The following is a 25,066-nucleotide window of genomic DNA, read 5'->3' on the forward strand; positions in this document are numbered from 1 at the left end:
CCACGTCGCCGCCGCCGCGCTCGCGACCGGTCGGGCTGCAATATATCGCAAGCCCGAGTTGTCTTCGCAGCAGGCAGGCCCGTCCCGCCGCGATGCATGGCTCGTCTGATCGCTTGCGCCTGTGGATAGGTGTCTTTGCTCCGGGGCGCTCGGCATTATGTCGCCGGGGTGACAGTCAGTCGGGGCCTAATGGCGGCCGCAGCTCGGTTTGGGTGCGCTGCCGCACCAAAAAACCAGGTGCTTTTCTCGTGCAATGCATGGCAAAAAGCTGCCTTGGCTCGCGCGGCCGCAATCTCAGAACGGCTGCCCTGCAAAACGGTGGCCGCCCTTGCTGGCCTTGGCGATCTGCTCCATACCAGCGCGGGGTGATTCCGGGATTTTCACCGTTCTGGGGGCGGCAAAGGGCCTAAAAAGAGCGTGTCTTGCGCCCATTGGTGCACTGCGCTAAGGCTCAGAATAATTCCAAATCGGACGAATCCGTGGCTGTCCCGAGGCTGCGGGAAAAAGGGCTCGCCATGAGCGGCATTCTGCAGAACTATCTTCCACTCGTCGTCTTTATAGGGGTAGCGGGCCTCATTGGCCTCGTGCTGCTGATCGCGCCCTTCGTCGTGGCGTTCCAGCAGCCGGACCCGGAAAAGCTGTCGGCGTATGAGTGCGGTTTCAACGCCTTCGACGACGCGCGCATGAAGTTCGACGTCCGCTTCTATCTGGTCGCCATTCTCTTCATCATCTTCGATCTCGAGGTGGCGTTCCTGTTTCCCTGGGCGGTGGCGTTCGGCAAGCTTGGCGCGACCGGCTTCTGGTCCATGGTGGTGTTCCTCGCCGTGCTGACGGTCGGGTTCGCCTATGAATGGAAGAAGGGAGCACTCGAATGGGATTGAACCCCGTGTCGTCCACAGGTCCGGCTATCGCGCCGGCCCCCAAGGGCATCCTGGATCCGTCGACCGGCCGGCCGGTCGGGGCCAATGATCCGTTCTTCATCGAGGTCAATTCCGAGCTGTCCGACAAGGGCTTCTTCGTGGCCGCGACCGACGACCTCATCACCTGGGCCCGTACCGGCTCCCTGATGTGGATGACCTTCGGTCTCGCCTGCTGTGCGGTCGAGATGATGCAGGTGTCGATGCCGCGTTACGACGTCGAGCGCTTCGGCTTCGCGCCGCGTGCCTCGCCGCGCCAGTCCGACGTGATGATCGTCGCAGGCACGCTGACCAACAAGATGGCGCCGGCGCTGCGCAAGGTCTACGACCAGATGCCCGAACCGCGCTACGTCATCTCGATGGGCTCCTGCGCCAACGGCGGCGGCTACTATCACTATTCCTACTCGGTCGTGCGCGGCTGCGACCGCATCGTGCCGATCGACATCTATGTGCCGGGCTGCCCGCCCACGGCGGAAGCGCTGCTTTACGGCGTGCTGCTGCTGCAGAAGAAGATCCGGCGCACCGGCACCATCGAACGCTAAGGTTTTACGTCATGGACGACGCCAAGCTCGACGCCCTGGGGCAGACGATCGTTAGCGCGCTTCCGGGCGCCGCCATCGGTCATTCGGTGGCCTTCAACCAGCTGACGGTTGATGTCGAAGCCAGCAAGATCGTCGAGGTGGTCAAGTACCTCCGCGACGACCCGAACTGCCGCTTCATCAACTTCACCGACATCACGGCCGCAGACTACCCGTCGCGCGAGAAGCGCTTCGACGTGATCTATCACTTCCTGTCCCCGACCCTGAACGCGCGGATCCGGCTCAAGGCCCAGGCCGACGAGACCACGCAGGTGCCGTCGCTGATCGAGGTGTTCCCCGGCGCCGACTGGTTCGAGCGCGAGGCTTACGACCTCTACGGCGTGTTCTTCGTCGGCCATCCCGACATGCGCCGCATCCTCACCGATTACGGTTTCGAGGGTCACCCGCTGCGCAAGGACTTCCCGACCACCGGTTTCGTCGAGGTCCGCTACGACGACCAGGAGAAGCGGGTTGTGTACGAGCCCGTCCGGCTCAACCAGGAATTCCGCAAGTTCGACTTTTTGTCTCCGTGGGAGGGGGCCGATTATCCGGTCCTTCCAGGGGATGAAAAAGCGGGACCGAAGGTCTGATCATGAACGAGCAACCCGAACAGCTTCGCAACTTCACCATCAATTTCGGTCCGCAGCATCCGGCCGCGCACGGCGTGCTGCGTCTGGTGTTGGAACTTGACGGCGAAGTCGTCGCGCGCGTCGATCCGCATATCGGCCTGCTTCACCGCGGCACCGAGAAGCTGATCGAGCAGAAGACCTATCTCCAGGCGATCCCGTACTTCGATCGGCTCGACTACGTCGCGCCGATGAACCAGGAGCACGCCTTCTGCATGGCGGCTGAAAAGCTGCTCGGCATCGAGGTGCCGCGCCGCGGTCAGCTCATCCGCGTGCTCTATTGCGAGATCGGCCGCATCCTGTCGCATCTGCTCAACGTCACCACGCAGGCGATGGACGTCGGCGCGCTGACCCCGCCGCTGTGGGGCTTCGAAGAGCGCGAAAAGCTGATGGTGTTCTACGAGCGCGCCTCGGGCAGCCGTATGCACGCAGCCTTCTTCCGCGTCGGCGGCGTGCATCAGGATTTGCCGCAGAAGCTGGTCGACGACATCGAGGCCTGGTGCGATCCGTTCCTGAAGGTCGTGGACGACCTCGACCGGTTGCTCACCGCCAATCGCATCTTCAAGCAGCGCAACGTCGATATCGGCGTGGTGCCGCTGAAGGAAGCCTGGGAGTGGGGCTTCTCCGGCGTGATGGTGCGCGGCTCGGGCGCGGCCTGGGACCTGCGCAAGTCGCAGCCCTATGAATGCTATGCCGAGATGGATTTCGACATTCCGATTGGCAAGAACGGCGACTGCTACGACCGCTACCTGATCCGCATGGAAGAGATGCGCCAGTCCATCCGCATCATGAAGCAGTGCATCCAGAAGCTGAACGCGCCCGACGGGAAGGGCCCGGTCGTCGTCGAAGACAACAAGGTCGCGCCGCCGCGCCGTGGCGAGATGAAGCGCTCGATGGAAGCGCTGATCCATCACTTCAAGCTCTACACCGAAGGCGTTCACGTGCCGGCCGGTGAAGTCTATGCCGCGGTCGAGGCGCCGAAGGGCGAGTTCGGCGTCTATCTGATCTCCGACGGCACCAACAAGCCCTACAAGTGCAAGATCCGCGCGCCGGGCTTTGCGCATCTGCAGGCGATGGATCACATCTGCCGCGGCCATCTGCTCGCCGACGTCTCGGCGATCCTCGGCTCGCTCGACATCGTGTTCGGAGAGGTCGATCGGTGATGGGGCAGCAGGCGCCAATCCAGTTTGACCGCGCCTCGGGGGCCCTTGAAGGGGCCAACCTGTGGGAGCGGACGGCTGCCTTGGCGCTGGTGACCGGATCGAAGATCTCCTCGCACTTCTCGCATATGGGCTACATCGCCTGCGCGAATTTGCTGCGGAAGACGCTGCCCGAGCGCAACATCGCGATCAGGCTCAATCCCGACGCCGTGTTCGAATTCCCTTACGGCGATGGCTATTGGAGCAAGCTGCTCAACCGCTCCTACAATTACGAGGACGAGCTCGAACTGCTGTTCGCCGATTCCGTCGACGTCGACTACACGCTGCTCGATTGCGGCGCCAATTACGGTTATTGGTCGGTGCTGGTGTCGAGCAGGCCGTTCGGTTCGCACAAGGCGATCGCGATCGAGCCGTCGGGGCAGAACTATCCGAAGCTCGCCAACAACGCCCGCGTCAACGGTAATCGCTTCGAGACCATGAAATGCGCGATCGGCGCCAGCCGCGGCACCGCGCGTCTGTCAGGCACCAAGCACGAAGCCTTCAGCATCGCCGGCGATCCCTCCGCGGGCGGTGAGGAGGTGCCGGTCATCGCACTCGACAATCTGATCGAGGACGGCAAGGTCGCAAGCACCGGCAAGTACCTGATCAAGCTCGACGTCGAGGGCGTCGAGATCGAGGCGATCAAGGGCGGCGCGCGTCTGCTCCAGGCCGACAGCGTCATCATGTGCGAGGAGCACGGCAGCGACCGCTCTCATGCGGTGTCGCGCTTCATCCTCGAGCAGACCCCGCTGAAGCTGATCGTGTTCGATCCGCGCAGCAACCGGATGGAGACCGTGACCGAGCTGTCGATCCTCGACCGCATCAAGGTCTCGACCCACGTCGGCTACAACGTTTTCGGCACCGCAAGCGCATTTTGGCAGGACAGGATCGAAGCCCTGAATGCGAAAACAGCGCGCCGCATGCAGTGAGAGATTGAAGAGATGTCCGTTCGCCGATTAGCACCGAAGGAAGTCCAGCCCGCGAGCTTTGCGTTCACGGAGGAGAACCTCGCATTCGCCAAGCAGCAGATCGCGAAATATCCGGCGGGACGTCAGGCCTCCGCCGTCATCGCCATCCTCTGGCGTGCCCAGGAGCAGCACGACGGCTGGGTCTCGGAAGCCGCGATCCGCGTCATCGCCGACATGCTCGACATGCCCTACATCCGCGTGCTGGAAGTCGCGACCTTCTACACGATGTTCCAGCTTGCCCCCGTCGGCAAGAAGGCCCACGTCCAGGTCTGCGGCACCACGCCGTGCCGCCTGCGCGGCGCCGAGGATCTGATCCACGTCTGCGAACACCGCATCCATCACGAGCCCTTCCATCTGTCCAAGGACGGCAATTTCAGCTGGGAGGAGGTCGAGTGCCTCGGTGCCTGCGTGAACGCGCCGATGGTGCTGATCGGCAAGGACACTTATGAGGACCTGACCAAGGAAAGCTTCGGCAAGGTGCTCGACGGTTTCGCTTCGGGCAATCCGCCCAAGCCCGGTCCGCAGAACGGCCGCCAGTTCTCGGCGCCGATCACCGGGCCGACCACGCTGAAGGAGAGCACCTGATGGGTGGTCTCTCGCAGCCTTCGGTGCAGGGGAGTGGTGCCATGAAGAAGTGGGGCTTCATCGCGTTGCACGCCGCCGTGGCGGCCGCTTTCATTTTCCTGCTGCAGCGTTTCAGCCTGAACGCGTCGCTGGAATCCAGTCTGCTCTGGGCGCTGACCTTCGCCGTCTGCGCCGCCGGACTTGCCTACAAGCAGACCATTCGTTGATCGGAAAGCACTGATATGCTCGAGGACAAGGACCGCATCTTCAAGAACCTCTACGGCCTCCACGATTGGGGGCTCGAGGGTGCGCGGCGCCGCGGCGCCTGGGATGGCACCAAGAACATCATCGACAAGGGCCGCGACTGGATCATCAACGAGATGAAGGCGTCGGGCCTGCGGGGCCGCGGCGGCGCCGGCTTCCCGACCGGCCTGAAATGGTCGTTCATGCCGAAGGAATCGACCGACGGCCGGCCGAGCTATCTCGTCGTCAACGCCGACGAGTCCGAGCCCGGCACCTGCAAGGATCGCGAGATCATGCGGCACGATCCGCATCTCCTGATCGAGGGCTGCCTGATCGCGAGCTGCGCCATGAACGCGCATGCCTGCTACATCTATGTCCGCGGCGAATTCATCCGCGAGCGCGAGCATCTGCAGGCCGCGATCGACCAGGCCTATGAGGCCAAGCTGGTCGGCAAGGACAACGTCAACGGCTGGCCGTTCGACATCTACGTCGCGCACGGCGCCGGCGCTTACATCTGCGGCGAGGAAACCGCGCTGCTCGAAAGCCTCGAAGGCAAGAAGGGTCAGCCGCGGCTGAAGCCGCCGTTCCCGGCCAATGTCGGCCTGTTCGGCTGCCCGACCACCGTCAACAACGTCGAGTCCATCGCGGTTGCGCCCGACATCCTCAGGCGCGGCGCAGCGTGGTTCGCCGGCATCGGCCGTCCGAACAATGTCGGCACGAAACTCTTCTGCATCTCCGGCCATGTCGAGCGGCCCTGCAACGTCGAAGAGGCCATGGGCATTCCGTTCCGTGAGCTGATCGACAAGCATTGCGGCGGCATCCGCGGCGGCTGGGACAACCTCAAGGCCGTGATCCCCGGCGGCTCGTCGGTGCGCATGGTGCCGGCCGAGCAGATCATCGACACGCCGATGGATTTCGACAGTCTGAGCAAGCTGCGCTCGGGCCTCGGCACCGCGGCTGTGATCGTGATGGACAAGTCCACCGACCTGATCCGCGCGATTGCCCGCATCTCCTATTTCTACAAGCACGAGAGCTGTGGCCAGTGCACGCCGTGCCGCGAGGGCACGGGCTGGATGTGGCGGGTCCTCACCCGCATGGCCGAGGGCCGCGCCCACAAGCGCGAGATCGACATGCTGCTCGAGGTGACCAAGCAGGTCGAGGGCCACACCATCTGCGCGCTCGGCGATGCTGCGGCATGGCCGATCCAGGGCCTGATCGCGCATTTCCGTCACGAGATCGAAGCGCGCATCGACCAATATTCGCACAGGGCCGACATCGACGATATCGGCGTCCGCGATCCCGTGAACATGGTCGCGGCGGAGTAAGAAGAATGACCAAGCTCATCATCGACGGCAAAGAGATCGATGTGCCCGCCGAGTACACGCTGCTTCAGGCGTGCGAGGCGGCCGGCGCCGAGATTCCGCGCTTCTGCTATCACGAGCGGCTGTCGATCGCCGGCAATTGCCGGATGTGCCTCGTCGAAGTGAAGGGCGGCCCCAAGCCGGTCGCAAGCTGCGCCTGGGGTGTGCGCGACTGCCGTCCGGGCCCCAAGGGCGAGCCGCCGGAGATCTCCACGCGTTCGCCGATGGTGAAGAAGGCGCGCGAAGGCGTGATGGAATTCCTTCTGATCAACCATCCGCTGGATTGCCCGATCTGCGACCAGGGCGGCGAGTGCGACCTGCAGGACCAGGCGATGGGCTATGGTGTCGACACCAGCCGGTTCGCCGAGAACAAGCGCGCGGTCGAGGACAAATATCTCGGCGCGCTGGTCAAGACCTCGATGAACCGCTGCATCCAGTGCACGCGCTGCGTCCGCTTCTCGGCGGAAGTCGCCGGCGCGCCCGAGATGGGCGCCACGGGCCGTGGCGAGGACATGGAGATCACGACCTATCTCGAGCACGCGCTCACGTCGGAGCTTCAAGGCAATCTCGTCGACATCTGCCCGGTGGGCGCGCTGACCTCGAAGCCCTACGCCTTCGCGGCGCGTCCGTGGGAACTCGGCAAGACGCAGTCGATCGACGTGATGGACGGCGTCGGCTCGGCAATCCGCGTCGACACCCGCGGCCGTGAGGTGATGCGCGTGCTGCCGCGCATCAACGAGGCCGTGAATGAGGAGTGGATCTCCGACAAGACCCGCCACGTCGTCGACGGCCTGCGCACCCAGCGCCTGGACCGGCCCTATATCCGTGAAGCCGGCAAGCTGCGCGCGGCGAGCTGGACCGAAGCCTTTGCCGCGATCGCCGCAAAGGCGGCGCGCACCGACGGCAAGCGCATCGGCGCGATCGCCGGCGATCTCGCCGGCGTCGAGGAGATGTTCGCGCTGAAGGATCTGCTCGCCAAGTTCGGCTCGACCAATATGGCGGTGCAGGGCGGCGACGCCTTCGACCCCGCGCTCGGCCGCAGCTCCTACATCTTCAACCCGACGCTGGTGGGGGTGGAGCAGGCGGATGCGCTGCTCATCATCGGCGCGAACCCGCGGAAAGAGGCGGCCGTGTTCAACGCCCGCATCCGCAAGCGCTGGCGCGCTGGCGGCTTCAAGGTCGGCGTGATCGGGGCCAAGGTCGATCTGACCTACGACTACGATCACCTCGGCGCGGGCACCGAGACGCTCGGTGATCTCGCGGCCGGCAAGCATTCCTTCATGGACGTGCTGAAGAACGCCAAGCACCCGATCATCCTGGTCGGCGCGGGCGCGGCTTCGCGTCACGACGGCGCCGCCATTCTCGCCAGCGCCGCCAAGCTCGCGCTCGACGTCGGTGCGGTCAAGGACGGCTGGAACGGCTTTGGCGTGCTGCATGAGAGCGCCTCGCGCGTCGGTGCGCTCGATATCGGCTTCTCCGCGACCGGCGGCGGCCTGAACGCCGCGCAGATGACGACGTTCGGCACGCTCGATTTGCTGTTCCTGCTCGGCGCCGACGAGATCAACGCGCCTGACGGTACCTTCGTCGTTTATATCGGCACCCATGGCGACCGCGGCGCGCATCGCGCCGACGTGATCCTGCCGGCGGCCGCCTACACCGAGAAGTCCGCGATCTACGTCAACACCGAAGGCCGCGTCCAGATGACGGGCCGCGCCGCGTTCCCGCCGGGTGAAGCCCGCGAGGACTGGGCGATCGTCCGGGCGCTGTCGGAAGCGCTCGGCAAGAAGCTCGGCTATGACTCGCTTTCGGCGCTGCGCCAGGCGATCTTCAAGGCCGTGCCGCACCTGATCCGTCTTGACCAGATCGAGGCCGGCTCGGCCGACCAGATCAAGAAGCTGGCGGGGAAGGGCGGTTCGCCCGAGAAGGCACCGTTCAAGCCGCTGGTCGAGGATTTCTATTTGACCAACCCAATCGCGCGTGCGTCCGCCGTGATGGCGGAATGCTCGCGCCTCGCCTCCGGGCACATGCTGACCGCAGCAGAGTGAGCGTGATCTGATGGAATTCTTCGAAAGCGCATTCTGGACCGGGTTCCTCTGGCCGCTGATCATCATGATCGCGGAGAGCGTCTTGGTGCTCGTCGTCCTCCTGGTCGCGATCGCCTACATCCTGCTCGCCGACCGCAAGATCTGGGCGGCGGTGCAGATCCGGCGCGGCCCGAACGTGGTCGGCCCCTGGGGCCTGCTGCAATCCTTCGCCGACTTGCTGAAGTTCGTGCTGAAGGAGCCGATCATTCCGGCCGGCGCCAACAAGGGCGTCTTCCTGCTGGCGCCGCTGGTCTCATGCGTGCTCGCGCTTGCCGCCTGGGCGGTGATCCCGACCAATCTCGGCTGGGTGATCTCCGACATCAATGTCGGCATCCTCTTCATCTTCGCGATCTCGTCGCTGTCGATCTACGGCATCATCATGGCCGGCTGGTCGTCGAACTCGAAGTACCCGTTCCTGGCCGCGCTGCGCTCGGCGGCGCAGATGGTGTCTTATGAAGTCTCGATCGGCTTCGTCATCATCACGGTGCTGCTCTGCGCCGGCACGCTGAACCTGTCGGCCGTTGTCGAGGCCCAGCATGTCCGCGGCCTTGCCAGCCTGATCGGGCTGCCGCAGCTCACGATCCTGAACTGGTACGTCTGGCCGCTGTTCCCGATGTTCGTGATCTTCTACGTTTCGGCGCTGGCGGAAACCAACCGCCCGCCGTTCGACCTCGTGGAAGCCGAATCCGAGCTGGTCGCCGGCTTCATGGTCGAGTACGGCTCGACCCCGTATCTGCTGTTCATGCTCGGCGAGTATGTCGCGATCGTCACGATGTGCGCGATGGCGACGATCCTGTTCCTCGGAGGCTGGCTGCCGCCGGTCGACCTGCCGCCCTTCAACTGGGTGCCGGGGATCATCTGGTTCTCGCTCAAAGTCTTCTTCATGTTCTTCCTGTTCGCGATGGCAAAGGCGATCGTGCCGCGCTACCGCTACGACCAACTGATGCGCCTCGGCTGGAAGGTGTTCCTGCCGCTGTCGCTGGCGATGGTGGTCGTGGTGGCCGGCGTGCTGCATTTCGCCGGCATCGCGCCGAAGTGAGGGCCGTCATGGGTATCAACGTCAACGCCACTGCACGCTCGCTTCTGCTGTCGGAATTCGTCTCGGCGTTCTTCCTCGCCATGCGCTATTTCTTCCAGCCGAAGCCGACCCTGAACTATCCGTTCGAGAAGGGCCCGATCTCGCCGCGCTTCCGCGGCGAGCATGCGCTGCGCCGCTATCCGAACGGCGAAGAGCGTTGCATCGCCTGCAAGCTCTGCGAGGCGGTTTGCCCGGCGCAGGCCATCACCATCGAGGCCGGCCCGCGTCGCAACGACGGCACCCGCCGCACCGTGCGCTACGACATCGACATGGTGAAGTGCATCTACTGCGGCCTCTGCCAGGAGGCCTGTCCGGTCGACGCCATCGTCGAAGGTCCGAACTTCGAGTTCGCGACCGAGACCCGCGAGGAACTGTTCTATGACAAGGCCAAGCTGCTCGCCAACGGCGACCGCTGGGAACGCGAGATCGCGAAAGCGATCGAGCTCGACGCGCCGTACCGGTGAGGTGAGGGCATGATCCTTCCCGCGCTGTTCTTCTATCTCTTTGCCGGCGTCTGTGTCGCCTCGGCCGTGATGGTGATTGTCTCGCGCAATCCCGTGCACTCCGTGCTGTACCTGATCCTGGCCTTCGTCAACGCCTCCGGCCTGTTCGTGCTGATGGGTGCCGAGTTCCTGGCGATGATCCTGATCGTCGTCTATGTCGGCGCGGTCGCGGTGCTGTTCCTGTTCGTGATCATGATGCTCGACGTGGACTTCACCGAGCTGCGCGAGGGCTTCATCGAGTACCTGCCGGTCGGCCTCGTGATCGGCGGCATCTTCCTGTTCGAGCTGCTGCTCACCGTCGGCTTCTGGGTCATCAATCCCGGCGTCGCCAAGACGATCACGGCGGCGATCCCGGCCAACGTCTCCAATACCGAGGCGCTCGGGCTCGTGCTCTATACGAAGTACATCCACTACTTCCAGCTCTCGGGCATGGTGCTGCTGGTCGCCATGATCGGCGCCATCGTGCTGACGCTGCGGCACAAGGCGAGCGTGAAGCGGCAGGACATCAACGTTCAGAACGCGCGCACGCCCGACATGGCGATGGCGATGCGCAAGGTGGCGCCGGGGCAGGGGCTCCAGGACTCTGACGCGGCGGAGTGGGTGAAATGACGATCGGGCTCGGACACTATCTGGCGGTCGGCGCGATCCTGTTCACGCTCGGCATCCTCGGCATCTTCCTGAACCGCAAGAACATCATCGTCATCCTGATGTCGATCGAGCTGATCCTGCTCTCGGTCAACATCAACCTCGTCGCGTTCTCGACCTTCCTCGGCGACATCGTCGGCCAGGTCTTCGCGCTTCTGGTGCTGACGGTCGCTGCCGCTGAAGCCGCGATCGGTCTCGCCATCCTGGTGGTCTATTTCCGCAACCGCGGCTCGATCGCGGTTGAGGACGTCAATCTGATGAAGGGCTGAGCTCAGTCATGGTTCAGGCAATCGTATTCCTGCCTCTGCTGGGCGCCATTCTGGCCGGGCTCATCGCCCTGGCCGGCGCGCATGCCCGCAACCCCTCGGGTGACGAGGTCGAGCATCACGGCGATCACGGTCATGGCGATGCCCATGCCGCGGCCGCCCATGACGACCATGGCCACGACGATCACGCCCATGACGACCACGGCCACGGCCCGGTCGAGCCGCCGGCGGCGGGCTCGCGCGGCGCCGAGCTGATCACGACGGGTCTGCTGTTCGTGTCGGCGGCGCTGTCCTGGATGACGCTCGTCGACGTCGGCTTCATGCACCATGACGCCCGCATCCAGCTGCTGCCTTTCATCTTTTCCGGCGACCTCCAGGTCTGGTGGACGCTACGCGTCGACACGCTCACCGCCGTGATGCTGGTGGTGGTGACGACCGTGTCCTCGCTCGTGCACCTCTATTCCATCGGCTACATGGACGAGGACCCGAACCGGCCCCGCTTCTTCGGCTATCTCAGCCTGTTCACCTTCGCCATGCTGATGCTGGTGACGGCGGACAACCTCGTGCAGCTGTTCTTCGGCTGGGAAGGCGTGGGTCTGGCGAGCTATCTGCTGATCGGCTTCTGGTACCAGAAGCCGTCGGCGAATGCGGCCGCCATCAAGGCCTTCGTGGTCAACCGCGTCGGCGACTTCGGTTTTGCGCTCGGCATCTTCGCGATCTTCATGCTGACCAGCTCGACCGATTTCGAGACCATCTTCCATGCCGCGCCCGGCCTGACCGGCAAGACCATCAACTTCCTCGGCTGGCACGCCGATGCGCTGACTCTGACCTGCCTGTTGCTGTTCATGGGCGCGATGGGCAAGTCGGCGCAGTTCCTGCTGCACACCTGGTTGCCGGACGCGATGGAAGGCCCGACGCCTGTGTCGGCGCTGATCCACGCCGCGACCATGGTCACCGCGGGCGTCTTCATGGTAGCGCGCCTGTCGCCGCTGTTCGAGCTCGCCCCGAACGCGCAGGCCGTCGTGATGTTCTTCGGCGCGACCACCGCGTTCTTTGCCGCGACCATCGGCCTCGTCCAGAACGACATCAAGCGCATCGTCGCCTATTCGACCTGTTCGCAGCTCGGATACATGTTCGTGGCGATGGGAGCAGGGGCCTATTCGGTCGGCATGTTCCATCTGTTCACGCACGCCTTCTTCAAGGCGTTGCTGTTCCTGGGCTCCGGCTCGGTGATCTACGCGATGCACCACGAGCAGGACATCCGCAACATGGGCGGCCTCTGGCGCAAGATCCCCTACACCTATGCGGTGATGGTGGTCGGCACGCTGGCGCTCACCGGATTCCCGCTCACCGCCGGCTACTTCTCCAAGGACGCAATCATCGAGTCCGCCTACGCCTCGCACAATCCGTTTGCGATGTACGGTTTCCTGATGACGGTCGTCGCCGCCGGCCTGACCTCGTTCTACTCCTGGCGCCTGATCTTCAAGACCTTCCACGGCGAGCCGCATGACGAGCATCACTACGAGGCCGCACATGAGGCCCCGCTCTGGATCCTGATCCCGATCGGCGTGCTCGCGGTCGGCTCGATCATCGCCGGCTTCCCGTTCAAGGAGCTGTTCGCAGGTCACGGCATCGAGGAGTTCTTCCGCGAGTCCGTGAAGATGAACCCGCACATCATCGAGGAGATGCACCACATCCCCGAGACCATCGCCGTCCTGCCGACGGTGATGATGGTGCTGGGCTTCCTCGTCTCGTACCTGTTCTACATCCGCCGGCCGTACATCCCTGTGCAGCTCGCTAAAGAGCAGCCGATGCTGTACCAGTTCCTGCTCAACAAATGGTACTTCGACGAGCTCTACGACATCATCTTCGTCCGTCCGGCGAAGTGGATCGGCTATCAGCTCTGGAAGAAGGGCGACGGCTTCATCATCGACGGCCTCGGTCCCGACGGCGTCTCGGCCCGCGTCCTGGACGTCACCCGCAACGTCGTGAAGATCCAGACCGGCTATCTCTATCACTACGCATTCGCCATGCTGATCGGCGCCGCCGGCCTGATCACCTGGTTCATGTTCGGCTTTGGAGGCCAGTAAATGACAACCTGGCCCATCCTATCGGTCACGACGTTCCTGCCGCTGGTCGGCGCGCTGATCGTCTATCTCAGCCGCGGCGATGACGAGGCGGCCAAGCGCAACTCGCGCTGGATCGCGCTCTGGACCACGCTGATCACCTTCGCGGTGTCGGTGATCCTGGTCATGCGGTTCGACCCGACCAATCCCGACTTCCAGTTCGTCGAGAAGGCGAACTGGCTCGCGACCGGCATCACCTACCACATGGGCGTCGACGGCATCTCGCTGCCGCTGGTGATCCTGACCACCGCCGTGATGCCGTTCTGCATCATCGCGAGCTGGAAGGCGATCACCAACCGCGTCCGCGAATACATGATGGCGTTCCTGATCCTGGAAACGCTGATGATCGGCACCTTCTCGGCGCTCGATCTCGTGCTGTTCTACCTGTTCTTCGAAGGCGGCCTGATCCCGATGTTCCTGATCATCGGCGTCTGGGGCGGTCCGCGCCGGGTCTACGCGTCGTTCAAGTTCTTCCTCTACACGCTGCTCGGCTCGGTCCTGATGCTGCTCGCCATCATGGCGCTGTACTGGAATGGCGGCACCACCGACATTCCGACCCTGATGCACACCGCCGTGCCGCGCTCGCTGCAGACCTGGGCCTGGCTCGCCTTCTTCGCTTCCTTCGCGGTGAAGATGCCGATGTGGCCCGTGCATACCTGGCTTCCCGACGCGCACGTCGAGGCGCCGACGGCCGGCTCCGTGGTCCTGGCCGCGATCCTGCTGAAGATGGGCGGCTACGGCTTCCTGCGCTTCTCGCTGCCGATGTTCCCGCTGGCCTCGCACGACTTCGCGCCGCTGATCTTCACGCTCTCGGCCATCGCCATCATCTACACCTCGCTGGTGGCCTTGATGCAGGAGGACATGAAGAAGCTGATCGCGTACTCCTCGGTCGCGCATATGGGCTTCGTCACCATGGGCATCTTCGCCGGCACCATGCAGGGCGTCGCCGGCGGCGTGTTCCAGATGATTTCGCACGGCATCGTCTCCGGCGCGCTGTTCCTCTGCGTCGGCGTCGTCTACGACCGCCTGCACACCCGCGAGATCGCGGCCTATGGCGGCCTCGTCAACCGGATGCCGCTCTACGCGCTGACCTTCATGGTCTTCACCATGGCCAATGTCGGTCTGCCCGGCACCAGCGGCTTCGTCGGCGAGTTCATGACGCTGCTCGGCACCTTCAAGGTCTCGATCCCGACCGCGTTCTTCGCCAGTTTCGGCGTGATCCTGTCGGCGGCCTACGCGCTGTGGCTCTACCGCAAGGTCGTGTTCGGCGCGCTGGTCAAGCCGTCGCTGGCGAGCATGAAGGATCTGACCCTGCGTGAATGCGTGATCCTGTTCCCGATGATCGCGCTGACGATCCTGTTCGGCGTCTATCCGAAGCCGGTGCTCGACATGTCGGCCGCCTCGGTCCAGCAACTCGTCAACAACTACAACACCGCTGTGACGGCCGTGAAGGCCGCCGCACTGCTCCAGTGATCGGGCAGGTCAGGATATCGCCATGAGCTTTGAGACTGCAGGTTATCAACTGGCGCCGGTGCTGCCCGAGATCGTGCTCGCGATCGGCGCCATGGCTCTGCTGATGCTGGGAGCCTATCGCGGGCAGGGGACGACCGGTGCGGTCACCTCGCTGGCGGTCGTGCTTCTGGTCGTGGTCGGCGTGCTCGAATACATGCTGCCTGCGGGCAAGCAGGTGACCTTCGGCGGCAGCTTCATCGTCGACGACTTCGCCCGCTTCATGAAGATCCTGGCCCTGATCGGCTCGGCGGTGACGCTGGTGCTGTCGACCGAGTTCCTGTCCGACCCGTCGCGTCGGATCTTCGAATACGCCATCCTCGTGCTGCTCTCGACGCTCGGCATGATGGTGCTGATCTCGGCCGGCGACCTGATCTCGCTCTATCTCGGCCTCGAATTGATGTCGCTGGCGCTCTATGTCGTGGCGGCCTCGAACCGGGACAACGCCAAGTCGACCGAAGCCGGCCTGAAGTATTTCGTGCTCGGCGCACTGTCCTCGGGCATGCTGCTGTACGGCGCCTCGCTGATCTACGGCTTCACCGGCACGGTCAGCTTCACTGGTATCGCGGCGGCCGCGACGGTCTCGAATGTCGGCCTCGTCTTCGGTCTGGTCTTCCTGCTCGTCGGCCTCTGCTTCAAGGTTTCGGCCGTGCCGTTCCACATGTGGACCCCTGATGTCTACGAGGGCGCGCCGACCCCGGTCACCGCCTTCTTCGCGTCGGCGCCGAAGGTCGCCGCGCTCGCCGTGTTCACCCGCGTCACGCTCACCGCTTTCCCGGGTATCGTCTCGCAGTGGCAGCAGATCCTGGTGTTCGTGGCGATCGCCTCGATGGCGCTGGGCTCCTTCGCCGCGATCGGCCAGAGCAACATCAAGCGCCTGATGGCCTATTCCTCGATCGGTCACATGGGCTTCGCGCTGGTCGGCCTTGCCTCCGGCACGGTCGAGGGCGCGCAGGGCGTCCTGATGTACATCGTGATATATGTCGCGATGACGCTGGGCTCGTTCTCGATCATCCTTGCCATGCGCCGCAACGGCCAGGCGGTCGAGCAGATCAGCGATTTCGCCGGCCTGTCGCGCACCAATCCGCTGCTCGCCTTCATGTTCGCGATGCTGCTGTTCTCGCTCGCGGGCATTCCGCCGCTCGCGGGCTTCTTCGCCAAATGGTACGTGTTCGTCGCCGCCATCAAGGCGAATTTGTTCACGCTCGCCGTCGTCGGCGTGCTGACCAGCGTGGTCGGCGCCTACTACTATCTCGCCATCGTCAAGACGATGTATTTCGACGAGCCGGCCGGCCAGGTCGATCCGGTGCGCGTCGAGGTGAAGACGGTGCTGGCGGTGTTTGGCCTGTTCAACATCCTGTTCGCGCTGTTCGCAGGTCCCGTGGTGAGCGTCGCCTCCGCCGCGGCAAAGTCGCTGTTCTAGGATGGGGTTCGCGCTCGGTCCTCGCGCATCATCCGCGGGCTACAGGCTCGCGGCCTTCGAACGGACCGGCTCGACCAATACCGAGGCGATCGAGCAAGCCAGGCGCGGCGAGCGCGGCCCGATGTGGTTCGTCACGTCGGAGCAGACCGCCGGCCGCGGCCGCCGTCAGCGCGCCTGGATCGCGCCGCGCGGCAATCTCGCCGCCAGCATCCTCGAAGTCATGGACGTGGCTCCCGCCGTCGCCGCCACCCTCGGCTTCGCCGCGGGCCTCGCCGAGGAGGCCGCGCTGGAGAAGGTCAGCCTCGAGGCCGCAATCCGCCTCGGCCCTGATCGTCCGCGCTACGCCCTGAAATGGCCGAACGACGTTTTGGCCGGTGGCAAGAAGCTGGTCGGCATTGGCCTCGAAGCCGAAGCCATCGACGACCGCCTTGCCGTCGTCGTCGGCATCGGCACCAATGTCGTCGCAGCGCCCGAGGGCATGCCGACGCCTGCGGTGTCGCTGGCCGCGCTCGGGGTGCAGATCAGTGCGGAGGAACTGTTCTCGGCGCTCTCCGACGCCTGGGTCGAGTTCCGCGGCATCTGGGACAATGGAAGCGGCTTTGCCGCGATCCGCAAGCTGTGGCTGGAGCGCGCCGCGGGGCTCGGCGAGCGGGTCGCAATCCACACGGGAGCGATGACGCTGGAAGGCATTTTTGACACGATCGACGACACCGGCTGCCTGATCGTCCGCACTGCGGAGGGCCGCCGCGTGCCGGTGGCCGCGGGCGAGGTGTTCTTCGGTTCGGCCGCGTCCGTAGGAGCTGCGTGATGGCGAAGCCCGAAGAACTGGTGTTTGCGCCGCTGGGCGGCGTCGGCGAGATCGGCATGAACCTGTCGATCTATGGGCTCGGCAGCCGCCAGCAGCGCGCCTGGATGGCGGTCGATCTCGGCGTCTCCTTCGGCGACGAAGAGCACCTGCCGGGCATCGACCTGATCATGCCCGACATCAGCTTCCTGGAGAAGGAGCGCAAGAACCTGATGGGCCTGGTGCTGACCCATGCTCATGAGGACCATTTCGGCGCGATCATCGACCTCTGGCCGAAGCTGAAATGCCCGATCTACGCGACGCAGTTCAGTGCGGCCCTGTTCGAGGCCAAATGCGCTGCCGAGCGCAACGCGCCGAAGATCCCCGTGACGGTGGTGCCGTCCGGCGGCCGCGTCGACGTCGGCCCGTTCAACGTCGAGTTCATTCCCGTCGCCCACTCCATTCCTGAAGCGCATGCGCTGGCGATCCACACCGAAGCCGGCACGGTGCTGCACACCGGCGACTGGAAGATCGATCCGACCCCGACCCTGGGGAGCCCGACCGACGAGAAGCGTCTGCGCGAACTCGGCGAGGAGGGCGTGCTCGCTCTGATCGGCGATTCCACCAATGCGGTGCGCGACGGCCGCTCGCCGTCCGAGGCCGAGGTCGCCCGCACCATCATCGATCTGGTGAAGGCCGCAAAGGGCCGCGTCGCGGTGACGACCTTCGCTTCCAACGTCGCGCGCATCAAGGCCGTCGCTGCCGCTGCCAAGGCCGCCGACCGCGAGGTTGTCGTGGTCGGCCGCGCCATGGAGCGCGTGGTGCAGGTCGCGCGCGAATGCGGCTATCTCGACGGCGTGCAGAATTTCCGCTCACCCGAAGTCTACGGCCATCCGCAGGACAAGGTGCTGGCGCTGTGCACCGGCAGCCAGGGCGAGCCGCGCGCGGCGCTGGCGCGCATCGCCAATGACGACCATCCCGAGATCACGCTGAACCGCGGCGATAGCGTCATCTTCTCCTCGCGCACGATCCCGGGCAACGAGAAGGCGGTCGGCTCGATCATCAACAATCTGGTGCTGCAGGGCGTCGAGATCATCACCGATCGCGACCATCTCGTCCACGTCTCCGGCCATCCCCGCCGCGACGAATTGCGCGACATGATTGGCTGGGTGAAGCCGCGGCTCCTGATCCCCGTCCACGGCGAGGCGCTGCATCTGAACGAGCACGCCAAGCTGGCGCGCGCCGCCGGCGTGCCGCGCGTGCTGGTGGTCCGCAACGGCGACCTGATCAAGCTCGGCCCGGGCGATCCCGGCATCATTGGCGAAGTGCCTTCCGGCCGCCTCTACAAGGACGGCACGATCCTGGAGGATTCCAAGTCCCGCGCCGTGGTCGAGCGGCGGCGCATGGCGTTTTCCGGCTGTGCCTTCGTCGCCATCGCCATGACCGAGCAGGGCGAGCTGGCCGACGATCCCGAGGTCGATCTGGTCGGCATCCCCGATAAGAACAGGGCAGGCGAGCCCTTCGACGACCTCGTCTTCGATGCCGTGGTCTCCACCATCGAGGGCCTGCCGAAGGCGCGCCGCCGCGACCCCGACGCATTGGGCGAGTCTGTGCGACGTGCTGTCCGGGCCGTGATCAACGAACATTGGGGCAAAAAGCCCCCCTGTCTGGTACACGTACTGACAGTATAATTTGGGCATGATCTTCTCGGAAAACCGCTTCACATTTTTCCGGATCTTGCCTTAGGGGAGAAGACACATGCTGGGCCGGCTCAACCATGTCGCGATCGCGACCAAGGACGCCGTCAAGGCCGCCAGGATCTATGGCGCCGCATTCGGCGCCGAGATTTCGGAGGCTGTCGCGCTGCCAGAGCACGGCGTGACCACCGTGTTCGCGACGCTCCCCAACACCAAGATCGAATTCATCGAGCCGCTCGGCGAGACCTCGCCGATCACAAAATTCCTCGAGCGCAATGCCGACGGCGGCATCCACCATGTCTGCTACGAGGTCGTCGACATCGTCGCCTCGCGCGACACGCTGGTGAAGGAGGGCGCGCGGGTGCTCGGCGACGGCGTGCCGAAGATCGGCGCCCATGGCAAGCCGGTGCTGTTCCTCCACCCGAAGGATTTTTCCGGCGCGCTGGTCGAGATCGAGCAGGCATAGGGCCGAACCATGGCCATCCAGATCTCAACCGCGATCGCAATCTACTTCGTCATCTGGTGGGTCGCGCTGTTCCTGACGCTGCCGTTCGGCGTGCGCAGCCAGCACGAGGATGGCGTCGGTGCGCCCGGCACCGACCCCGGTGCGCCGATCCTGACGCGGATGGGCCGCAAGCTGATCTGGACCACCATCATCTCGGCGATCATCTACGGCCTCGGCCTCGCGGCCTATCACGCCGGCTATCTCTCGATCGAGCGCCTGTCGAAATTGATGGGAATGCCTTTCTAGACGTTCTTGCTAGACGTTTTTGCCGACGACATTGTTTGGGGGAACGAATGACTTTTCAGAGGATCGTCATTGCACTTCTGGTGCTGATCGTCGCCGGCATCGGCGCCATCGGCTATTTCGAATGGCGGATGGCCGCGCAGGTGCGCACCCTGAAGGCGTTCGTCGAGGGCTATGTCTTCAACGAAGCCGTGATGGCCTGCGAGCAGGCCAAGAGCTCGACGCCGTTCAAATGGAACGGGGGCAAGAGCACCTCGGTGATCGGCCTGAACTCGGCCAAGCTGGACAAATACACGGTCAGCGCCAGCTACACGCTGGTGGCGGACAGCGTCTATTGTGATTACGATCCGATCAAAAGAAAGGCCGAGATCGGCTCCAGCTTTTTGGAGCGGGAGTAACGATCCGGCGCTGGCAGGCATGAGCGCGCCGCCGCCTGCTCGATGCGGCGCGAGTTCGCGCACGCCCGATCGGCCGCTTACGCAGTCGGGCTAGATCGCTCGGCGTTGTCGGCCGGCGATGAGCCCGTAGACGAACAGCACGATGATCGCGCCGACGACTGCACCGATCAGTCCCGCACCTTCTTCGGCACGATACCAGCCGAGCGCCTGCCCGAGATAAGTAGCAACGAAGGCGCCGACGATCCCGAGGATGGTCGTCAGGATGAAGCCGGACGGCTCGTTGTCGCCAGGCATGATGAACTTGGCGATCACGCCGGCGACGAAGCCGATGATGATTGTCCAGAGAACACCCATTTCCACACCTCTTCCAGGTTAAGCGGCAACAGCTATGCCTCAGGCAGACGTCCATCCGGCGTGTATTTGTCGACCGCCGAGGGCAATTCCCGGGATAGCCTTGTGAGGATCTCGTCTTGCGAGAGCCCCGTCTGCTGTTCGAGCTTCTCCAGAACGTCGGAGCCGATCGCATTCCTCAGCTCAGGCGACGAAATCTCCTTGTTGGGTCCGGGCTTCACCCATGAATCGGCGACTTCACCCTGGCCGTTCTGGTTGAACCGCTCCAGGAGCTCGCCAAGGCCGCCATTGAGCAGGCCCCCGATCCCGCCCGCGCCGAGCATGCCGCCCAGATTGCCGAGCACTCCCCCGGGCGGCTGCTGACCGCCCGCGGACGAGCCGCCGGTCGCACCTTTCAGCAGCTCAGCCAGCTTGTCGCGGTTCTGATAGCCGGCCATGGCCAGCATCGCCAGAAGGGCAGTCATGGAGGGCATCCCGCGCTCATTGGCAACTCCTTTAAAATCTCAGAAACGCAAAACTGTCTCAGCCCGCTTGTGTTCCAAAAATCGGCCAATCATGAGCTCGCGACCGCGCGGCCCGGCCTGGTCGCCCGACACGGAGAACTTTGCCTGCAACTGCTCCTGGCGTGCGCCGGCGACACTCAGGTGGCGGACCGCCTTGATTGCGATTACGATCCGATCAAAAGAATGGCCGGGATCGCCTAAGCTTCCCAGGAGCGGGAATTGCGATCAGGCCATGCCAAGCATGGGGTGGGATCGTCATGACCGGGGACCGGGCAGCGGACTATCGAATTCTGCATGAAGCGGCGCTGCGGGATTATCTGGCAGGCCTTCACGATATCGCCGCACTCCTGGGCGGCGAGCCGGCCTCATGGGAGATCACCGAGGTCGGCGACGGCAATCTCAATCTCGTCTTCATCATGAAGGGCGCGCGCGGCGGCGTCGCCGTCAAGCAGGCGCTGCCTTATGTCCGCCTCGTCGGCGAGAGCTGGCCGCTGCCGCTGTCGCGGGCCCATTACGAATATCTGGCTCTGTCCCGGCAAGCCCAGCTCGCGCCCGGCCTCGTGCCGGCTTTGCTGCATCACAACGAGGTCCTGGCGCTGACGGTGATGGAGCTGCTCGAGCCCCACATCATCATGCGCAAGGGGCTGGTTGCGGGAACGCAATATCCAGGCTTCGTCGGTGACATCACCACCTTCATGGCGCGAACGCTGTTCTTCACCTCCGACCTCGCGCTGTCCGCGGCCGAGAAGAAGCAGGGCATCGCCGCGTTCGCCGGCAACCACGCGCTCTGCAAGATCACCGAGGATCTGATCTTCACCGATCCCTACCGCATCGCCGAACAAAACCGCTGGACAGCGCCGTATCTCGATGTGCTCGCGGCAAGCCTGCGTGATGACATGGAGCTGCATGTTGCGATCTCCCGGCTGAAGCTGAAGTTCATGGCAGGCCCCGAGGCGCTGCTCCATGGCGACCTCCACACCGGCTCGATCATGGTGACAGACCACCAGACGCGGGTAATCGATCCCGAATTTGCGTTCTATGGTCCGATGGGGTTCGACGTCGGCGCCGTGATCGCCAACCTCGTGATGGCTTATTTTGCCTCCGCCGGCCACGAGCGCTCACCGGGCGAGCGGGCTGCGTTCGAGGCCTGGGTGCTGGAGACGGTCGAACAGGTCTGGAACGAGTTTGCACGAAAGTTCCTCGACCTCTGGCGGGCGAATGGCACCGGTGATGCCTATCCGGTCTCACTCTTTGCCGGCGCGCAGGGCGCTGCGCGCCTGGAGGCCGAACGGCAGGTCTACATGCAGCGTCTGTTCGCCGATACCGTCGGCTTCGCGGCCGCAAAGACCATCCGCCGCATCTTCGGCCTTGCCCACAACATCGATTTCGAGCTGATCGAGGACCCGAAGAAGCGCGCCGTCAGCGAAGCCCGCGCGGTGCGGCTCGCACGGGCGATGATGGTGGAGACGGGGACGTTTCGGACGATCGCCGACGTTACGAGTGCTGCGCGAAAACTGCGGGATTGGCAGCCGGAGCTAGCGGGCTGAAGACGTCGCGAAGGATGGACCCGCATACTCCGTCATTGCGAGGAGTCGCGACAAAATTGCGTAGCAATTTTGCGCTGATGCGACGAAGCAATCCAGACTGCCACCGAGATTCTGGATTGCTTCGCTTCGCTCGCAATGACGGGGAGGGAGCGTAGGCTGGCCCTTAATACAGCCGCATCGGCAGCGGGACGCCCTCGGGTCCGACCAGCAGCCCCCAGGTCTCGCTGACGGCGACCTCGAACGCACGCGTCTGGGCCGCGCTGCCTTTGAGCTTGAGGGTGACCTTGTACTTGCCCGGCGGCAGATCGATCTTCTGGCCATCAGGCAATTTGTCCGCGGCGGCGTCGGAGTCCATCAGGTTCTCTCCGGCGTGAGCCGCCAGTCTGATGGTTCGCTCATTGACCGTGATGTCGGCCGCTTCATCGGTCTTGTTTCCGAGCAACAACATCACTTGTCCCGGCGCCGGCCGGATTTTGGCCGTGGCGGCCAACGGCTTGCGCAGCGCAAGGTCGGCGATTGTTGTGTTGTCCTGACGGACGAGCCGGAGCAGCGCCGGCCCGTCCGACGTCGTGAAGGCGACAACGGCCCTGTCTGGCTCGACGACCGCACCGTCGTTCTCGGTCCAGCCGCGTTTTTCGAGTGCAGCGCGATAGAAGCCGAGCACGGCCTCGAGACCGAGCGGCGTCTCGACGTGAGCCGACCTCATGAAGGGCGAATTCTTCGCGGTCATCAGGGCCCAACGGTCGACCAGCGGCAGGCCCATGTCGTCGGACATTTTGGCCTCGAATGTCCGGCTCGTGGCTTGTGTCAGAAGCCCGATAGTGCCGCAGAGCAGGCGCTCGCCAAGATAGTCCGGGGCGCAACGGTCCCTTGTTGCCCACCATGTATCGTCGACAAATCCGTTTGACCGCTTGGTGTGGGACCAATTGATTTGAATGTTTTTCGTCGCGCCGTCGCGGGCAGGGTCCAGCGTGACGGGGATCGCCATCGCCGCTGTCGCGGCGACCAGACTGCCGGCGAGCAGAATACCTAGCGTTCGGCGGGTCATTTTTTGCGCGATCCCTTGGGCCCAGATAACGATCCTGAGCTTGGTCGCGTCGATCACGGAAAATGTTCACTATCCCTGGTCGCCGGATGACGCACCGCGTCAATCGGCGGCTTGCATCGCCGGACGGATACAACCTGACTTCCGGGTCCTCCATCGAAGGGCCGCCTTCCGGAACTGACATTGGTCTCCATCAAAAACGAAGCTTGCGCTCGACGGGCAACGAATGATCAAATCCCTGATCGGAATACCTGCGCTGGTGGGGACACACATGATGTTCAGGATGATGGCGATCGTCGCGGGCTTGGGACTGGCGCTCGCTGGATCTGCGGAAGCCCAGACGCCGCGCAAGGGCGGAACCATCCGCATGACAGCGCCCTATGGCTCGAGTTTCACCAGCCTGGACATTCACACCACGCAGCGCGCCCAGGACGAGATCTACGCCAAGGCGCTGCATCGTTCGCTCTACATCTGGAATTCCGCGGAAGGAAAGCCGGTCCTGGAGCTTGCCAAGGAGGATGTGGTCTCGGGCGGAGGCCTCGTTCACACCTTCAAGCTGCGCGATGACGCCTATTTCCACAATGGCCGCAAGATGACGGCCGACGATATCATCTGGTCCTACACCCGCATCATGGACGGCACCAAGGCCTATCCCGGCGCGCGGTTTGTCCGCGTGATCGAGGGCGCGGCCGCGGTCGAAAAGGGCCAGGCCAAGGAGATCTCCGGGCTGAAGAAGATCGATGACCTCACCGTTGAGATGAAGCTGACCGAGAAGGTCGATCCCGGCTTCTACTTCTTCACCGCGCTGACCTCGATCTATCCCGCCGACGAGGGTGCCAAGGAGAGTTTTATCCAGAAGCCGATCGGTCTCGGGCCCTTCAAATTCGTCGAGCACGTACCGGGATCGCGCATTGTCCTGGAGCGGTGGGACCGGTTCTACAAGCCCGGCAAGCCCTACGCCGACAGGATCGTCGTGTCGATCATGGGCGAGGCCGCGGCGCGCGATGTCGCTTTCCGCAACAAGGAGGTCGACACCTCGGTGCTCGGGCCCGCGCAATATGTGGCCTACCAGTCCGACGCCAATCTCAAGGGCACCATCGTCGAGGTCGCCGAGGTCTTCACCCGCTACATGGGCATGAATCCGTCATTCAAGCCGTTCGCCGACAAGCGCGTGAGACAGGCGATCAACTACGCGATCGATACCGACCTGATCATCAACAAGCTGGTCAAGGGCAAGGCCTATCGCGCCACCAGCTGGCTGCCGCTGACCTCGCCCGCTTACGACAAGGCGATGAAGCCGTACGCTTACGATCCCGCCAAGGCGAAGCAGCTGCTTAACGAGGCCGGCTATCCCAACGGCTTCGAGTTCGAATGGACCACCAGCCAGAACGAAAGCTGGGGCTTGCCGATCGTCGCGGCCGTGATCCCCATGCTGGACAAGGTCGGCATCAAGGCGAAGGTCAAGCAGGTTGAGACCGCGGTGCTGGCGGAGGTGGTTCGCACCGGCGACTACCAGGCCTTCATCTATTCCCAGGCGAGCGGGCCCGATCCCCAGGCGGCCCTCAAATGCTTCCACTCGTCGACGCCGCAGCCAGCCTGCAACTACATGATCTTCAAGAACGCCGATTTCGACAAGATCGTCGACGAGGCCGGGCAGGCCGACGACCCGGCAAAGCGCGCCCAGCTGCTGCAAAAGGCCAATGCGCTGCTCTACGAGGAGGCACCGGTCTGGTTCTTCAACTACAACAAGGCGGTCATGGCGGTGCAGCCATGGCTCAAGGGGATTCAGCTGAACGCGACGGAGCTGACCCATCAGAACGTCGAAGACCTCTGGGTCGACGAGACCTCGCCCGCGAAGTGACATGCGCTCTCGCGCTCCCTCCGTCGCCACAGACGATGGAGG

At 64.1% G+C, this 25,066-nt stretch carries 26 protein-coding genes; 23 read left to right on the plus strand and 3 right to left on the minus strand.

Features of this window, described 5'->3' with window-relative positions; genetic code table 11:
* Positions 1 to 515: 515 nt before the first annotated feature.
* From CIT37_RS19090 to CIT37_RS19190, 21 genes are all read left to right on the plus strand, one after another.
* Positions 516 to 881 (plus strand): NADH-quinone oxidoreductase subunit A, encoded by a 366-nt coding sequence (locus CIT37_RS19090; RefSeq protein WP_018320139.1) that lies wholly within the window; start codon positions 516 to 518, stop codon positions 879 to 881.
* On the plus strand, positions 872 to 1,459 hold the full coding sequence (locus CIT37_RS19095; protein ID WP_161966433.1) for a NuoB/complex I 20 kDa subunit family protein: 588 nt from the start codon (positions 872 to 874) through the stop codon (positions 1,457 to 1,459). Before CIT37_RS19090 ends, CIT37_RS19095 begins: the two co-directional genes overlap by 10 nt.
* Before the next feature lie 11 nt (positions 1,460 to 1,470).
* Positions 1,471 to 2,085, plus strand: coding sequence for an NADH-quinone oxidoreductase subunit C (locus tag CIT37_RS19100; protein WP_028141456.1), 615 nt, complete (start codon positions 1,471 to 1,473; stop codon positions 2,083 to 2,085).
* A gap of 2 nt (positions 2,086 to 2,087) precedes the next feature.
* Complete coding sequence (locus tag CIT37_RS19105; RefSeq protein ID WP_038948737.1) at positions 2,088 to 3,284, plus strand: NADH-quinone oxidoreductase subunit D; 1,197 nt, start codon at positions 2,088 to 2,090, stop codon at positions 3,282 to 3,284.
* A complete protein-coding gene (locus tag CIT37_RS19110; protein ID WP_028141458.1) occupies positions 3,284 to 4,249 on the plus strand; it encodes an FkbM family methyltransferase in 966 nt (321 codons plus the stop codon). Before CIT37_RS19105 ends, CIT37_RS19110 begins: the two co-directional genes overlap by 1 nt.
* Before the next feature lie 12 nt (positions 4,250 to 4,261).
* A complete protein-coding gene (gene nuoE / locus CIT37_RS19115; RefSeq protein WP_018320144.1) occupies positions 4,262 to 4,873 on the plus strand; it encodes an NADH-quinone oxidoreductase subunit NuoE in 612 nt (203 codons plus the stop codon).
* Positions 4,873 to 5,079: a hypothetical protein gene (locus tag CIT37_RS19120; RefSeq protein WP_028141459.1), complete on the plus strand. Its 207-nt coding sequence runs from the start codon at positions 4,873 to 4,875 to the stop codon at positions 5,077 to 5,079. Before nuoE ends, CIT37_RS19120 begins: the two co-directional genes overlap by 1 nt.
* Before the next feature lie 15 nt (positions 5,080 to 5,094).
* Positions 5,095 to 6,420 carry an NADH-quinone oxidoreductase subunit NuoF gene (gene nuoF / locus CIT37_RS19125; RefSeq protein ID WP_028141460.1) on the plus strand — a complete coding sequence of 442 codons (1,326 nt, stop codon included), beginning with the start codon at positions 5,095 to 5,097 and terminating at the stop codon, positions 6,418 to 6,420.
* A gap of 5 nt (positions 6,421 to 6,425) precedes the next feature.
* Positions 6,426 to 8,501 carry an NADH-quinone oxidoreductase subunit NuoG gene (gene nuoG, locus CIT37_RS19130; protein ID WP_095425439.1) on the plus strand — a complete coding sequence of 692 codons (2,076 nt, stop codon included), beginning with the start codon at positions 6,426 to 6,428 and terminating at the stop codon, positions 8,499 to 8,501.
* A 10-nt stretch (positions 8,502 to 8,511) separates the two neighbouring features.
* Positions 8,512 to 9,579, plus strand: a complete 1,068-nt coding sequence (nuoH, locus tag CIT37_RS19135) for an NADH-quinone oxidoreductase subunit NuoH (RefSeq protein WP_095425440.1) — start codon at positions 8,512 to 8,514, stop codon at positions 9,577 to 9,579.
* 8 nt (positions 9,580 to 9,587) lie between these two features.
* A complete protein-coding gene (gene nuoI / locus CIT37_RS19140) occupies positions 9,588 to 10,082 on the plus strand; it encodes an NADH-quinone oxidoreductase subunit NuoI (protein WP_191093171.1) in 495 nt (164 codons plus the stop codon).
* 9 nt (positions 10,083 to 10,091) lie between these two features.
* On the plus strand, positions 10,092 to 10,730 hold the full coding sequence (locus tag CIT37_RS19145; protein WP_018320150.1) for an NADH-quinone oxidoreductase subunit J: 639 nt from the start codon (positions 10,092 to 10,094) through the stop codon (positions 10,728 to 10,730).
* A complete protein-coding gene (nuoK, locus tag CIT37_RS19150) occupies positions 10,727 to 11,035 on the plus strand; it encodes an NADH-quinone oxidoreductase subunit NuoK (RefSeq protein WP_008547737.1) in 309 nt (102 codons plus the stop codon). The genes CIT37_RS19145 and nuoK overlap by 4 nt, the downstream gene beginning before the upstream one ends.
* An 8-nt stretch (positions 11,036 to 11,043) precedes the next feature.
* On the plus strand, positions 11,044 to 13,122 hold the full coding sequence (nuoL, locus tag CIT37_RS19155) for an NADH-quinone oxidoreductase subunit L (protein WP_095425441.1): 2,079 nt from the start codon (positions 11,044 to 11,046) through the stop codon (positions 13,120 to 13,122).
* Positions 13,123 to 14,631 (plus strand): NADH-quinone oxidoreductase subunit M, encoded by a 1,509-nt coding sequence (locus CIT37_RS19160; protein WP_038948733.1) that lies wholly within the window; start codon positions 13,123 to 13,125, stop codon positions 14,629 to 14,631.
* A 22-nt stretch (positions 14,632 to 14,653) separates the two neighbouring features.
* Positions 14,654 to 16,090, plus strand: a complete 1,437-nt coding sequence (gene nuoN / locus CIT37_RS19165) for an NADH-quinone oxidoreductase subunit NuoN (RefSeq protein WP_028141465.1) — start codon at positions 14,654 to 14,656, stop codon at positions 16,088 to 16,090.
* A gap of 1 nt (position 16,091) precedes the next feature.
* Complete coding sequence (locus CIT37_RS19170; protein ID WP_095425442.1) at positions 16,092 to 16,898, plus strand: biotin--[acetyl-CoA-carboxylase] ligase; 807 nt, start codon at positions 16,092 to 16,094, stop codon at positions 16,896 to 16,898.
* A complete protein-coding gene (locus CIT37_RS19175) occupies positions 16,898 to 18,565 on the plus strand; it encodes a ribonuclease J (protein ID WP_095425443.1) in 1,668 nt (555 codons plus the stop codon). Before CIT37_RS19170 ends, CIT37_RS19175 begins: the two co-directional genes overlap by 1 nt.
* 67 nt (positions 18,566 to 18,632) lie before the next feature.
* Positions 18,633 to 19,037 carry a methylmalonyl-CoA epimerase gene (mce, locus tag CIT37_RS19180; RefSeq protein WP_038971429.1) on the plus strand — a complete coding sequence of 135 codons (405 nt, stop codon included), beginning with the start codon at positions 18,633 to 18,635 and terminating at the stop codon, positions 19,035 to 19,037.
* 9 nt (positions 19,038 to 19,046) lie between these two features.
* The gene (locus CIT37_RS19185) at positions 19,047 to 19,322 is read left to right on the plus strand and encodes a DUF1467 family protein (protein ID WP_028141469.1); all 276 of its coding nucleotides are present in this window, start codon (positions 19,047 to 19,049) and stop codon (positions 19,320 to 19,322) included.
* Between the two features lie 47 nt (positions 19,323 to 19,369).
* Positions 19,370 to 19,717 (plus strand): hypothetical protein, encoded by a 348-nt coding sequence (locus tag CIT37_RS19190; protein WP_028141470.1) that lies wholly within the window; start codon positions 19,370 to 19,372, stop codon positions 19,715 to 19,717.
* Between the two features lie 90 nt (positions 19,718 to 19,807).
* Here the strand turns inward: CIT37_RS19190 and CIT37_RS19195 are convergent, their stop codons facing one another.
* Positions 19,808 to 20,071 (minus strand): GlsB/YeaQ/YmgE family stress response membrane protein, encoded by a 264-nt coding sequence (locus CIT37_RS19195; RefSeq protein ID WP_028141471.1) that lies wholly within the window; start codon positions 20,069 to 20,071, stop codon positions 19,808 to 19,810.
* Positions 20,072 to 20,103: 32 nt separating this feature from the next.
* Complete coding sequence (locus tag CIT37_RS19200; RefSeq protein WP_202975894.1) at positions 20,104 to 20,532, minus strand: YidB family protein; 429 nt, start codon at positions 20,530 to 20,532, stop codon at positions 20,104 to 20,106.
* A 296-nt stretch (positions 20,533 to 20,828) separates the two neighbouring features.
* On the opposite strand from CIT37_RS19200, the gene mtnK reads away from it, so the two are divergent.
* Positions 20,829 to 22,118, plus strand: a complete 1,290-nt coding sequence (mtnK, locus tag CIT37_RS19205) for an S-methyl-5-thioribose kinase (protein WP_095425445.1) — start codon at positions 20,829 to 20,831, stop codon at positions 22,116 to 22,118.
* Between the two features lie 163 nt (positions 22,119 to 22,281).
* Here the strand turns inward: mtnK and CIT37_RS19210 are convergent, their stop codons facing one another.
* Positions 22,282 to 23,166 carry a hypothetical protein gene (locus CIT37_RS19210; RefSeq protein ID WP_095425456.1) on the minus strand — a complete coding sequence of 295 codons (885 nt, stop codon included), beginning with the start codon at positions 23,164 to 23,166 and terminating at the stop codon, positions 22,282 to 22,284.
* Between the two features lie 268 nt (positions 23,167 to 23,434).
* Between CIT37_RS19210 and CIT37_RS19215 the strand changes: the two genes are divergently transcribed.
* Entirely contained in the window at positions 23,435 to 25,024 is a 1,590-nt protein-coding gene (locus tag CIT37_RS19215) for an ABC transporter substrate-binding protein (protein ID WP_095425446.1), read from the plus strand.
* The last annotated feature ends 42 nt before the right edge of the window (positions 25,025 to 25,066 follow it).

The organism is Bradyrhizobium ottawaense (assembly GCF_002278135.3).
GTDB classification, from domain to species: domain Bacteria; phylum Pseudomonadota; class Alphaproteobacteria; order Rhizobiales; family Xanthobacteraceae; genus Bradyrhizobium; species Bradyrhizobium ottawaense.